The sequence below is a fragment of the Streptomyces sp. NPDC059909 genome (genome assembly GCF_042730885.1).
Classification (GTDB): domain Bacteria; phylum Actinomycetota; class Actinomycetes; order Streptomycetales; family Streptomycetaceae; genus Streptomyces.
In genome coordinates this window covers 15,828-27,505 of the sequence record NZ_JBHWKX010000059.1, presented here as the reverse complement: position 1 = coordinate 27,505, position 11,678 = coordinate 15,828, and the positions used below count along the sequence as shown (strand labels likewise).

The following is an 11,678-nucleotide window of genomic DNA, read 5'->3' as shown; positions in this document are numbered from 1 at the left end:
GCACATCGCCCCAGTCCAGGCCCCTTGTCCGGCATTCGGACAGGTCTGGACCGGGGCGGTAGCGGGGCGCGCCCGCGTCACGTGTCCGCGAACGCGCCCCTGACCAGCGATGATGCCGATCTACGACCGTCTCAGAACGTGAGACTCCAGGTGTCGATATAGCCGGTGTCACCCGAGGCCACGTCGCGGACCTGCAGCTTCCACGTGCCGTTGGCGACCTCGCTGGATGCGTCGACGGTGTACGTCGCGAGGACGTTGTCGGCGCTGTCCGAGCCGGAGGAGGCCTTCAGGTTGCGAACGGTGCCGTCCGGGGCGATGAGGTCGATCACCAGGTCACCGCGCCAGGTGTGCTTGATGTCCACGTCGACCTTGAGGGCGGCGGGGGCGTTGCCGGTGAGTCCGGTGACGGAGATCGAGGACGAAACGGTCGACAGATCGCCGATCGTGACATTCGTCCCGTTGGTGAACGTCGTCCCCCCCGGGGTGGTGCCGGTGACGGCGTTCACGGTCTTCGTCGCATCGGCGATACCGGCGCCGCAGCCACCGGTGCAGGTGCCCGGCAGCGGACGGGCGTTGGCCTTGATCGCGGACTCGATCTCGGCCGGGGTCAGCGCCGGCTTGGCCGACTCGAGCAGGGCGGCGAGACCGGCGATGTGCGGGGCCGCCATCGAAGTGCCCTGGTAGGGCTTGTAGTTCTCGGCCGCCTGGGTGGTGGTGCCGGAGTTCAGCGTGGAGAGGATGCCGTTCTCGGGCGTGGTGACGGTGCCGGGCGTGTCGGTCGCGCGACGGGTCTCACCGCCGGGCGCGGCGACGTCGACGATGCTGCCGTAGTTCGAGTAGAAGGAGCGGTTGCCCTCGCGGCTGGTCGACGCCACGTTGATGATGTTGGCGCAGTTGGCGGGGGTGAAGCCCGACGCGTTGGCGTTGCTGTTGCCCGCCGCGACGACGACCGTCGTACCGCGGGAGACCGCGCCGTTGATGGCGTTCTGGTAGACGCTCGGGCAGGTGGAGCTGGCGCCGCCGAGGCTCAGGTTGATGACCTTCGCCGGGGTCGGGTTGGCCGCGACGCCCGGGACGCTGCCGCCCGACGCCCAGGTGATCGCGTCGGCGATGTCCGACGACGAGCCGCCGCACTTGCCGAGCACGCGCACCGGCTGGATCTTCGCGTTGTACGCGATGCCCGCGACGCCCTTGCTGTTGTGGGTCGTCGCCGCGATGGTGCCCGCGACGTGCGTACCGTGCCAGGACGAGTTGCTCGCCTTGGAACCGGTGCCGCACTCCCCGTCGGTGGCGTTCCAGTCGCCCTCGTCCTTGGCGTCCGCGTCGCGGCCGTTGCCGTCACGGGCGTCGGCGGACGTCGAGATGAAGTCGTAGCCGGAGACGACGTTGGCGGCCAGGTCCGAGTGGGCGGCGTAGCCGGTGTCGATGACGGCCACGGTGACACCGCTGCCGGTGGACTTGTCCCAGGCGCCCGGGACGTTCATGCCGCCCGTGGCCTCGAAGAGGTCCCACTGCTTGGTGTACTCGGTGTCGTTCGGTGTGACGGCCATCGCGTAGGCACGGATGTCCGGCTCCACGGACGCCACCGAGGGGTCGGCGCGGAACGCGTCCATGACCTCGGTCAGGTCCTTCTTGGACGCCTCCTCCCCGAGGTCGACGAGGGCGGCACCGCCGGCGAGCCGGCGCTCGAAGGACAGGCTCTCGCCGGTCTCGGCGCCCTTGGCCGCGGCGTCGGTCTTCGCCGCCGCGTTGGAACTGGCCTCTGCGGCCTTGGACTTGTAGGTCACGATGACCTTCTCGACCGGGGCGGCCGGCGGGGTGGTCATCGACTGCGAAGCAGGAGCGGGCTTCGGCGAGGGGTCCGCCGGGGCGGCGGCGAGCGCCACGGCGGAGGTGGCGGCGACACTCATGATCGTGGCCGTCGCGGCCACGACGGATATGAGTCTCCGTCCGGAACCGTTCAAGGTGTTCCCTTTCAAGACGCTGCGGAGCGCTGACGGGCGGCGCGGGAACCGTGGTGCGGTGTGGGGGTGCGATCCACGGTTCCCCGGGCCGGGTCGCCCGCGCGCCGCCGCCGGCGCGACGGCCCCTGGTCAAGAGCCGTCACCGGACGAAACCCAGTGTTTACATGCACCTGACAGCTACGTGTCAGAGGCCGGGAATCGCCGGTGCGGCAGACAGTAGGGAACGGCGAGATGAACCCGATACGGGGAAAACCCTTGTCGCCGTGAGAGGGGTCGCGGGGGGACCGCCCCGGTCCCGCCCGGTTCCGCCCCGGTCCCGCCTCGTTCCGCCCGCACCGCGGCGTTCCCCTCCCCGGAGTCCGGAGCCAGGACTGGAGGCAGCGCGGAGTGGGAAAATGAAGGTAAGCCGATCGCTCCGATTCCGGGAGGCCGCGATGGATGTCCTGGTGCTGATTGGACGCATTCTCTTCGCTCTGTTGTTCGTCTTCTCGGCGGTGGGGCATCTCACCCAGAGCAAGGCCATGGGCGAGTACGCCGCCGCAAAGGGCATCCCCGCCCCCGTCCCGGCAACTGTTCTGAGCGGCCTGCTGCTCCTTGCCGCAGGGCTCGGCATCGCGTTCGGCGTCTGGGCGGATCTGGGTTGTCTGCTGCTCGCCGTCTTCCTCTTCCCGACTGCCGTACTCATGCACGGCTTCTGGAAGGAGAGCGATCCCCAGACCCGCCAACAGGAGCAGATCACGTTCCTGAAGGACGTGGCACTGGGCGGAGCCGCACTGGCGCTGCTCGCGTTCTTCTCGTACGTCGGTCACGACCTCGGCCTGACCCTCACCGGACCGCTCTTCCACATCAGCTGACTCGTCTTCCACATCAGCTGACCGGGGCCGACGGGATCGGTGCGGCTCAGGCGTTCGCCGCGGCCTGCACGAGGACCTCGCCGGCGGCGGTCCGGTAGTACAGCACCGACCGCCCGGCGCGCCGCCGCCGGATCAGCCCGGACTCGTACAGCACCTTGAGATGGCGTCCCACCGACCCCAGGCCCTGACCGGTCAGGGCCACCAGCTGCGTCGTGCTCTTCGGCGTGCCGAGGAGCACGAGGACGCCCGCCCGGGCGGGTCCGAGCAGCCGGCCCAGCGACTCGGGCACCGGTGCACGCTCCGGCTCGGCCAGCTCGCCCGAGCACGGGTACACCACGGCGTACCGGTGCGGCTGGTCCCAGGCGACCCAGCCGGTGCGCGGGGTGACCGGGACGAACAGCAGGTCCGCCCCGGCGATCTCACGCGGCGGGTTGTCCTGCGTGTTGATCTGCAGGCGGCCCTCGCCGAGCCAGTGCATGCCCGGGCGCATGTCCGCGAGCGCCGCGGCCCACCCGCCCTGGCTCACTTGTCCCGTCCGCGCGACGACATCGGCCTCGATGATCCGCCGGCGCCGCGGCCAGTACGGCAGCACTGTCTCGGTCCACACCCATTCCACCAGGTCCGCCGCACGCCGGGCGAGATCGGAGCGGTGGTGCAGCAGGCCGGGCAGCGGGCCGCCGCCCAGCGCCACCTCAAGGTCCGCCCGGACGGCCGCGACGGGCGCGTCGTGTATCCGCGCCAGCTCCTTCTCGAATGCCGGCTCGGGCTCGCCCGTCGGAGCGGGCGTGAGGAAGTCGGCGATCCAGCGGCGCCCCAGCGCCGCGCGTACGAGCAGCGCGGTGACCGGATCGTCCGCCAACCGCTCGCGGTACGCGGGCAGATGGGTGTCGAGCCAGGTCCGCCGGCCGGGATGCGCGGCCGTGCCCCGTTCCAGGGCGATCAGGCTCGCCGTGGCCTCGGCCAGCGGTGAGAGGGCGAAGCGGCTGCCCGCCAGCGTGTCCGCACTGATCCGCCACCACCCCATCGTTTCGCCTCCCCGCGAAACAATAATGCCCGCCGGCCCGGGGCCCCGAGACTGCGGGCCATGCGCACCTACCGAGAACTGTTCCGGGTACCGGAGTTCGTCCCGCTCTTCCTGAACACCACCACACAGATCGCGGCTTCGACGGTGAGCGGTCTGGCCATGGGGACGCTCGTGTACGCGGCGACCGACTCGCCCCTGCTCTCGGCCCTGGCCATGTTCGGTCCCTCGCTCGCCCAGGTGATCGGGGCGACGACGCTGCTGTCCGCGGCCGACCGGCTGCCCCCGCGCGCCGCGCTGACCGCACTGGCGCTGGTCTTCGGACTGGGCACCGCGGCGATGGCCGTCCCGGGGCTGCCCGTGTGGGCCGTCTTCGTGGTCCTCGGCGGCCTCGGGACGCTCGCGGCCGTCGGCGGCGGTGTGCGAGGCGGCCTGCTCAACGAGATCCTCACGACGGACGGTTATCTGATCGGCCGGTCCGTCCTGAACATGTCCGTCGGCGCGATGCAGATCTGCGGGTACGCGGCCGGCGGTGTGCTCGTGACCGTGCTCTCGCCGCGCGGCACGCTCCTCGCGGGCGCGGCTCTGTACGTAGCTGCCGCGGCCGTCGCCCGGTTCGGTCTCGGGCGGCGCGCGCCGCGGGCCGCCGGGAGGCCGTCGATCGCCGAGACCTGGCGGAACAACGCGCTGCTGTGGTCTTCCAGGCCGCGCCGCTGCGTGTACCTCGCCCTCTGGGTGCCCAACGGGTTGATCGTGGGCTGCGAAGCCCTGTTCGTCGCGTACGCGACCACGCACGCCGGACTCCTTTTCGCGGCTGCCGCGCTCGGCATGCTCGTCGGGGACACGGTGGTCGGGCGGTTCGTGCCGCGCCGGTGGCGGGGGTGGCTCGGTGCCCCGCTGCGTCTGCTGCTCGCCGCCCCGTACCTGGTCTTCGCCCTGCGGCCCGCGCTGCCGGTGGCGATGGCGGCCGTCGCGCTGGCCTCGGTGGGGTTCGCGGCGAGCCTGCTTCTGCAGGAGCGGCTGATGGCCCTGACCCCGGGGGGAGTTGAGCGGGCACGCCCTCGGACTGCACACGTCCGGCATGCTCACCATGCAGGGTGTCGGCGCAGCGGTCGCGGGAGCCGTAGCGCAGTACACGTCGCCCGCGACGGCGATGGCGGTGATGGCCGTGGCGTCGGTCGCGGTCACGCTGGCCCTGGCGCCGGGGCTGCGGGCCGACGGACACGGAGGGAAAGGCCGAGCCGGCGGGCACGGCGCGGCAGGGGGACCCGGCCGCCCGGCGGACGGCTCCGTCAACGCCCCGGCTCGCTGAGCCGGGCGGCCCGTATCGTCAGATAGTGCCGCTCCGGCAGGCTCGGCGTTCGGCTTGCGGCGGCGCGGTAGTTCTCGACGGCCGCCTCGCGTTCGCCGGCCATCTCGAGAAGGTGTGCTCGCACGACATGAAGCCGGTAATGGCCCGTCAGCCGTGGGTCCGCCTCAAGGGCGTCCACGAGACGCAGACCCGCATCGGGGCCATGGACCATGGCTGCCGCCACCGCGCGGTTGAGCGAGTAGAACGGATTGTCCGAGAGCTGCTCCAGCACCCCGTACAGCGCCAGGATCTGCTGCCAGTCGGTCTCCTCGACCGTCCTCGCCTCGTCGTGCACGGCGGCGACGGCGGCCTGCACCTGATAGGGGCCGAGCCGGCCCCTGGGCAGGGCTTCGGTGATCAGCGCGACGCCCTCGGCGACGGCGCCGGCGTCCCACAGACTCCGGTCCTGCTCGGCGAGCGGGACCAGCTCGCCGCCCGGTCCGGTGCGCGCCGCGCTCCTGGCGTGGTTGAGCAGCATCAGCGCCAGCAGCCCGGCGACCTCGCTGTCCTTGGGGAGCAGCCGGTGCAGCGCCCTGGTCAGCCGGATCGCTTCCACGGACAGCTCGACACGCTGCAGCTCCCGGCCGCCGCCGGCCGCGTACCCCTCGCTGAAGACGAGGTAGAGGACGTGCAGGACCGCGTCCAGTCGGCGCTGCCGATCGTCCTCGTCCGGCATCCGGAACGGCACCCCCGACGACTTGATGCGCTGCTTCGCACGGCTGATCCGCTGCGCCATCGTGGCGTCCGGCACCATGAACGCACGCGCGATCTCGGCCGTCGTGAGTCCTCCCACCGACCGCAGGGTGAGCGCGATCGCCGCCGACGGCGTGAGGGCAGGGTGACAGCACATGAACAGCAGCGTGAGGGTGTCGTCCTGATCGGTACTGTCGCCGCTGTCCGCCGCCGGAGCGATGAGCCGGTCCGCAGGCTCCCGCTGCGCGGCGAGGTCCTCCCGGCGCCGCCGGGCCTGCTCGCTGCGCACCTGCTCGGTCATCCGCCGGCTCGCGACCTGGATCAGCCAGCCCCGCGGATTGCGCGGCAGCCCCTCCTGCGGCCACTGCACGGCAGCCGCAAGCAGCGCTTCCTGTACGGCGTCCTCGGCCGTGTCGAAGTCACCGAAGCGCCGCGTGAGCACGCCGACGACCTGCGGCGCCAGCTCGCGCAGCAGGCCCTCGGCGGTCCGGTCGGCTTCCATGGCTCCGGTGGTTCCCGCAACTCCCATGGCTCCGGTGGTTCCCCCAGTTCCGGTGGCTCCGATGGTTTCAGCGCATCCGGTCGGTGCCGCTCACAGCTCCTGTGCCGGTGCGGTCATCACCTGGCGCACCTCGATCGGCATGTTCAGCGGAGCCCCGCCGGGCCCGGGCGCCGCCGAGACGAACGCGGCCAGCTCGACCGCCCGTTCCGGAGTCTCGCAGTCCACGATCCAGTAGCCGGCCAGGAACTCCTTGGTCTCCGGGAACGGACCCTCGGTCACCACCGGCGCGCCCCCCTCGGCCCCTGCCCGTACGATCTTGGCGGCCTCCGGCATGGCCAGGCCCTGGGCGTCGACGCGCTCACCGGCCTCGGCGATCTTCTTGTTGGCATCGTGCATGAAGGTGATGTGCGCCTGGACCTCCTCCGGCGTCCAGGTGTCGATCCGCGGGAAGTCGACGCTCGCCTCGCTGAACTGCATCAGCAGCATGTACTTCATGGTCCGCTCCTTGTCCTGTCGGGCGCCCTCGTGGCGCTCTCATGGGTAGGTAGAAGCACGCGCCGCGATTTCGACATCCCGGCGGACCTTTTCGACAAGATTTTTCTCGGGACCGGATCCGGGCTCTTGCGGTCAGTCCACCTTCGGGAAGTGCAGCGGCTCGCCCGTCTCGATCAGGCTCTTCAGACTGGACAGCAGCATCGGCCAGCCCGGTTTCACGATCCTGAGGAACTCGCCCTCGGGGTCCAGCCCGCCGTGCACCACGTTCAGATGCGTCACCTCGCCCATCGGCTCCAGATCGAAGGACACGACGGACGGCCGGCCTCCGTTCAGGTCCGGCTCGCCGGTCTGGCGCCAGTCGTAGGACAGATGCTGCCCGGGCACCGCCTGCTGCACGCTGCCCTCGCCGTCCGGGGAGCGGGTGGTGAGCACGGAGCCCGCCTGCCAGTCGGTCCGGAAGGTCATCCCGAAGCGCCAGCGCGGGACGATCGCCGGATCGGTCAGCGCGTCCCAGACCTGCTGGGGCGTGGCACGAACGTACAGGTCAAACACAAGGCTCGTCATCGAGACTCCAGCGGCGGCCCGGGATCATCGGCGCCTCAGCGTGCCACGGGGACGCGAGCCGGTGCTCCTTCCCGCGCCGGACATGCCGAGGCGATCACGCGACCAGGGGCTGAACCGGCCGGCCACGAAGGTCAGCGGCCGGCCCGCAGCCGGGGAGCACGGTCCGCCGCCGGGACGACGGCTCCCTCCCGCCTCAACTCGTCGGAGAGCGCGCCGGCCCAACGGGTGAGCCCCGCCACGTCGATTCCGTACGGCATCGCCGAGACGTAGGGCCCGATGGACTCCGCGCCGCGCGCCAGCAGCGCCGCGCCGCCCGTGGCGTTGCCGCGGGCGGCGTGCGTCAGTCCCACCGCGAGCTGCGCAAGACCACGCCACAGCCCACGTTCCGCCTCCGGACCGGACTTCCAGGCGTCTTCCAGCACCTCGTGCGCATGGAACGGCATGCCCGCGTCCAGCAGTCGCTGGGCCTCCACGAGCGTCTCGTCCGGAGTGCGGACCACGCCCTCCGGCTGACGTTCCACACCCTTCTCCCCGTACGGGAGCGGGCGCCCCAGCCCGTCGCGCGGTCGCGCGCTGCGAGCTCTGCCGTCGTCGTCCCGGTCCCTCGGCGTACTGTTCACGCCCCGATTGTCACTCGCCCGACGGGGCCTGTCAGACCGATGCCCCCGCCCGCTCGAACCGACCGCGTCCCCGCCCTGGATGACACCGGGTCAGGCTGCCCGTGCGCGACGCGCCCTGACGGTCCGCGCCGAGCAGGGCCGCGCGTTCATCCTGGTCGTGGAGTGCGGTAGTGTTTTCCTGCGCGCTCGGCCGGGGCCAGCCCTGACGGTCCGCGCATCGGGACGTGGCGCAGCTTGGTAGCGCACTTGACTGGGGGTCAAGGGGTCGCAGGTTCAAATCCTGTCGTCCCGACTTGCGAAGTCGCAGGTCAGGGGTCGTGTCGGAATTCTCCGGCACGGCCCCTCAACCGTTTCCAAGGTTCTTTTTCGAGGCCCCGAGTTGGACTGAATGCCCGAATGGTTCGGGTTCAAGTCCCCTCCCTGGCACATCGTCCGCCCCTCCGCCCTTTCGTTGACATCGGGCCAGTGGGGGAGGAGGGTGGAAACAAGCTGGAAGTCCGAATTGCAACCATTTGCTCGGAGGTGCATGAAAATGCGCCGAAAGATCGTTGCCGCGGTTTCCGCAGTAGCCGCAGGGCTTGCCATCGGCGTGATTCCCGTCGGTGAGGCAACTGCGTCCAGTGAGGTCAGGGACTACCACGGCTGTTCCCACTGGTGGTACAGCGGTTGGGAGGACCGCTACTACTGCGACGACGACTACTACTACGGTTACGGGTATTACGACGACCGCGACCACGGCTACTACGGCTACTACTACTACGACGACGACAACGGGCGTGGTGGCTACTACGACGACAACGGGCGTGGTGGCAACGGCTACGACGACAACGGGCGTGGTGGCAACGGCGATCGCAACGGTGATCGCGGTGGTGATCGCGGTGGCGACGGCGGTGGTCGCGGTGGTGATCGCGGTGGCGACGGCGGCGGTCGCGGTGGCGACGGCGGCGGTCGCGGCGGTGACGGTGGCGGTCGCGGCGGCGGCGGTCGGTGACCACTCGCCGGTGATGCAGGAACAACAGGCCACGGGCCCGGCTCAGCGCCGGGCCCGTTCTTCTGTGACAGGCCGGCCCTGGTGTGAAGTGCTGAACGGTGGTTCACTTCTTCCCATGGCCTATCGCAAGACCCCCGCAGTGCAGGACCGGCTGACCGCCGCCCGTGAGCGGCTCGTGGACGAGGCGATCACCGTCGTCGCCGAAGTGGGCTGGTCGCAGGCGTCCGTGACCGCGGTGGCCGCGGCGGCGGGCATGTCGGTCGGGTCGGTGTACCAGCACTTTCCGTCGAAGGCGGCGCTCGCCGTGGAGGTGTTCCGCCGGGCTGCCGGGCGGGAGGCCGAGGTGCTCGGAGAAGTGCTGCGCGACAGCGACGGGGATCCCGTCGAGCGGCTCACGCACGGCGTGACCGTGTTCGCGAGACGTGCCCTGGAGAGCCGGGGGGTGGCGTACGCCCTGCTCGCCGCGCCGTCCGAGCCCGCCGTCGAGTCCGAGCGGCTGGAGTTCCGGCGGCGCTATCGCAGCATGTTCGCCGAAGTGGTCCGCGAGGGCATCGCGGCCGGTCTCCTGCCCGAGCAGGACCCGGAGGTCACCGCCGCTGCGCTCACCGGGGCGATCGGTGAGGTGCTCGTCGATCCGCTGTCCGGGCCTGCCGAGGGGGCCGACGGCGACCGTCTGGTCGCCGAGCTCGCCGCCATGTCCCTGCGCTGCGCGGGCGCCCTGCCCGCCGCGCCGCCCCGTGAGTTGGAGGACTCCGATGCGCAGTGATCCCGTACACACCCATGAGGTGACCAACCAGGTGCCGCCCCTGGTGGAGTACGACGTGGCGGACGACCCGGTGCTGCTGGAGGGCGTTCGGAACGAGGGCGCCGAGTGGTACGAGGAGGACCTGCACCGCCTGGGCCGGCTCGCCGGTTCGGAGGAGGCGCGGCGCTGGGGGGACGAGGCCAACCGGTACGAGCCGGTGCTGCGCACCCATGACCGGTACGGCAACCGCATCGACGAGGTCGACTTCCACCCCTCGTACCACGCCCTCATGGACGTGGCCATCCGCGAAGGCCTGGGCGGCACGCCCTGGGCGGAGGACAAGCCCGGCGCCCATGTCGCGCGCGCCGCCGGACTGATGGTGTGGGGTTTCACCGATCAGAGCCATCTGTGCCCGGTGTCCATGACCTACGCCGTCGTCCCGGCCCTGCGGCACGCCCCGGAGTTGGCGGCCGCGTACGAGCCGCTGCTCACCGGCCGGGTGTACGACCCCGGGCTGCGTGCCCTCGAGGCCAAGCGAGGCCTGCTGGCCGGCATGGGCATGACCGAGAAGCAGGGCGGCTCGGACGTACGCGCCAACACCACGGTCGCCGTCCCGCAGCCGGACGGCACCTGGCGGCTGCGCGGACACAAGTGGTTCACCAGCGCACCGATGAACGATGTCTTCCTCGTCCTCGCCCAGGCGTTCCCCTCCCAGGGGCCGGGCGGACTGTCGTGCTTCCTCGTTCCCCGCGTCCTCCCGGACGGCAGCCGCAACACCTTCCGGATCCAGCGGCTGAAGGACAAGCTCGGCAACCGTGGGAACGCCAGCAGCGAGCCGGAGTTCGACGACACCGTGGCGTGGCTGGTCGGCCCCGAGGGGCGCGGGGTCAGGACCATCATCGAGATGGTCACCATGACGCGCCTGGACTGCATCCTCAGCTCCGCGTCCGGGATGCGCACCGCGCTCACCCTCGCCTCCCATCATGTGCGTCACCGCTCGGCGTTCGGTGCGAAACTCATCGACCAGCCGCTGATGCGCAATGTCATCGCTGATCTCGCCATCGAGTCCGAGGCCGCGACGACCCTGGCACTGCGCGTCGCGGGCGCGGTCGACCGGGCGCAGCGCGGCGACGACCAGGAGCGGAGCTTCCTGCGCCTGGCCACGGCCGTCGCCAAGTACTGGGTGTGCAAGCGCCAGCCGGTGATGGTCGCGGAGGCGCTGGAGTGCCTGGGCGGCAACGGCTACGTCGAGGAGTCCGGCATGCCGAGGCTCTACCGGGACGCACCGCTCAACGGCATCTGGGAGGGCTCGGGCAACGTCGGCGCCCTGGACGTCCTGCGCGCGCTGACGCGCGAGCCGGACTCCCTGGAGGCCTTCGGCGCCGAGATCGCGGCCGCCGCCGGTGCGGACTCCCGCCTCGACGACGCCTGGCGGCGGCTCCGCGACGAGCTGCGGCCGGGCGAGGACAGGGAGCTGCGTGCCCGGTGGCTCGTCGAGCGGATGGCGCTGGTGCTCCAGGGCTCGCTCCTGGTCCGCCACGCCCCGGCCGCCGTCGCCGACGCGTTCTGCGCCTCCCGGCTGGGCGGCGACCACGGTCTCGCCTTCGGGACGCTGCCGACGGGCGTCGACCGGGCCGGGATCATCGCCCGCGTGCCGGGCGCAGGCACCGGAGCCTGAGCCACGATCGAGCCTGGGCCACGATCGAGCCTGAGCCCTACCGGCACCGGGGCCTGAGCCGGCACGGGACTCCGATCCGGCACCGGAGCCAGAGCCCCGGCCGGACTGCCGGGACGCGGGCGGCGGGGAAGGGGGGGGGCCCGGAGCAAGGAACTCACGCTGGAGCCCAGCGCCCCGCAAGGGAAGAGCGGGGAGTGCGG

The 11,678-nt window shown here is 71.4% G+C and carries 10 protein-coding genes, 1 tRNA gene and 1 pseudogene; 6 read left to right on the top strand and 6 right to left on the bottom strand.

Features of this window, described 5'->3' with window-relative positions:
* Window positions 1–131: 131 nt before the first annotated feature.
* Window positions 132–1,826 carry a S8 family serine peptidase gene (locus tag ACFV9O_RS30215; RefSeq protein WP_385423393.1) on the bottom strand — a complete coding sequence of 565 codons (1,695 nt, stop codon included), beginning with the start codon at window positions 1,824–1,826 and terminating at the stop codon, window positions 132–134.
* Window positions 1,827–2,398: 572 nt separating this feature from the next.
* Here ACFV9O_RS30215 and ACFV9O_RS30210 point away from each other — a divergent pair.
* Complete coding sequence (locus tag ACFV9O_RS30210) at window positions 2,399–2,818, top strand: DoxX family protein (RefSeq protein ID WP_385423357.1); 420 nt, start codon at window positions 2,399–2,401, stop codon at window positions 2,816–2,818.
* 46 nt (window positions 2,819–2,864) lie between these two features.
* Here ACFV9O_RS30210 and ACFV9O_RS30205 read toward each other — a convergent pair whose 3' ends face one another.
* The gene (locus ACFV9O_RS30205; protein ID WP_385423355.1) at window positions 2,865–3,842 is read right to left on the bottom strand and encodes a winged helix-turn-helix domain-containing protein; all 978 of its coding nucleotides are present in this window, start codon (window positions 3,840–3,842) and stop codon (window positions 2,865–2,867) included.
* Window positions 3,843–3,902: 60 nt separating this feature from the next.
* Between ACFV9O_RS30205 and ACFV9O_RS30200 the strand changes: the two are divergent.
* Window positions 3,903–5,151, top strand: a pseudogene (locus ACFV9O_RS30200) (MFS transporter).
* Here the strand turns inward: ACFV9O_RS30200 and ACFV9O_RS30195 are convergent.
* The 4 genes from ACFV9O_RS30195 to ACFV9O_RS30180 all read right to left on the bottom strand — a co-directional run bounded on the left by ACFV9O_RS30195 (window position 5,132) and on the right by ACFV9O_RS30180 (window position 8,064).
* Window positions 5,132–6,385 (bottom strand): RNA polymerase sigma factor, encoded by a 1,254-nt coding sequence (locus ACFV9O_RS30195; RefSeq protein WP_385423353.1) that lies wholly within the window; start codon window positions 6,383–6,385, stop codon window positions 5,132–5,134. The pseudogene ACFV9O_RS30200 and the gene ACFV9O_RS30195 overlap by 20 nt on opposite strands.
* A 90-nt stretch (window positions 6,386–6,475) precedes the next feature.
* A complete protein-coding gene (locus ACFV9O_RS30190) occupies window positions 6,476–6,880 on the bottom strand; it encodes a YciI family protein (protein ID WP_385423351.1) in 405 nt (134 codons plus the stop codon).
* Between the two features lie 132 nt (window positions 6,881–7,012).
* Complete coding sequence (locus ACFV9O_RS30185) at window positions 7,013–7,444, bottom strand: SRPBCC domain-containing protein (RefSeq protein WP_385423349.1); 432 nt, start codon at window positions 7,442–7,444, stop codon at window positions 7,013–7,015.
* A gap of 131 nt (window positions 7,445–7,575) precedes the next feature.
* Window positions 7,576–8,064, bottom strand: coding sequence for a DUF309 domain-containing protein (locus ACFV9O_RS30180; RefSeq protein ID WP_385423347.1), 489 nt, complete (start codon window positions 8,062–8,064; stop codon window positions 7,576–7,578).
* Between the two features lie 218 nt (window positions 8,065–8,282).
* Between ACFV9O_RS30180 and ACFV9O_RS30175 the strand changes: the two genes are divergently transcribed.
* The 4 genes from ACFV9O_RS30175 (at window position 8,283) to ACFV9O_RS30160 (ending at window position 11,478) form a co-directional block, all read left to right on the top strand.
* Window positions 8,283–8,356: transfer RNA gene (locus ACFV9O_RS30175), tRNA-Pro, on the top strand.
* 240 nt (window positions 8,357–8,596) lie between these two features.
* Complete coding sequence (locus tag ACFV9O_RS30170) at window positions 8,597–9,055, top strand: hypothetical protein (protein ID WP_385423345.1); 459 nt, start codon at window positions 8,597–8,599, stop codon at window positions 9,053–9,055.
* A 115-nt stretch (window positions 9,056–9,170) separates the two neighbouring features.
* On the top strand, window positions 9,171–9,821 hold the full coding sequence (locus ACFV9O_RS30165; protein WP_385423343.1) for a TetR/AcrR family transcriptional regulator: 651 nt from the start codon (window positions 9,171–9,173) through the stop codon (window positions 9,819–9,821).
* On the top strand, window positions 9,811–11,478 hold the full coding sequence (locus tag ACFV9O_RS30160) for an acyl-CoA dehydrogenase family protein (protein WP_385423341.1): 1,668 nt from the start codon (window positions 9,811–9,813) through the stop codon (window positions 11,476–11,478). The genes ACFV9O_RS30165 and ACFV9O_RS30160 overlap by 11 nt, the downstream gene beginning before the upstream one ends.
* Window positions 11,479–11,678 lie beyond the last annotated feature (200 nt).

Bases quoted from the DNA above. Each gene is read 5' to 3' on its own strand.
- ACFV9O_RS30215 (WP_385423393.1), bottom strand. From the start codon at position 1,826: ATGACCACCCCGCCGGCCGCCCCGGTCGAGAAGGTCATCGTGACCTAC.
- ACFV9O_RS30210 (WP_385423357.1), top strand. From the start codon at position 2,399: ATGGATGTCCTGGTGCTGATTGGACGCATTCTCTTCGCTCTGTTGTTC.
- ACFV9O_RS30205 (WP_385423355.1), bottom strand. From the start codon at position 3,842: ATGGGGTGGTGGCGGATCAGTGCGGACACGCTGGCGGGCAGCCGCTTC.
- ACFV9O_RS30195 (WP_385423353.1), bottom strand. From the start codon at position 6,385: ATGGAAGCCGACCGGACCGCCGAGGGCCTGCTGCGCGAGCTGGCGCCG.
- ACFV9O_RS30190 (WP_385423351.1), bottom strand. From the start codon at position 6,880: ATGAAGTACATGCTGCTGATGCAGTTCAGCGAGGCGAGCGTCGACTTC.
- ACFV9O_RS30185 (WP_385423349.1), bottom strand. From the start codon at position 7,444: ATGACGAGCCTTGTGTTTGACCTGTACGTTCGTGCCACGCCCCAGCAG.
- ACFV9O_RS30170 (WP_385423345.1), top strand. From the start codon at position 8,597: ATGCGCCGAAAGATCGTTGCCGCGGTTTCCGCAGTAGCCGCAGGGCTT.
- ACFV9O_RS30165 (WP_385423343.1), top strand. From the start codon at position 9,171: ATGGCCTATCGCAAGACCCCCGCAGTGCAGGACCGGCTGACCGCCGCC.
- ACFV9O_RS30160 (WP_385423341.1), top strand. From the start codon at position 9,811: ATGCGCAGTGATCCCGTACACACCCATGAGGTGACCAACCAGGTGCCG.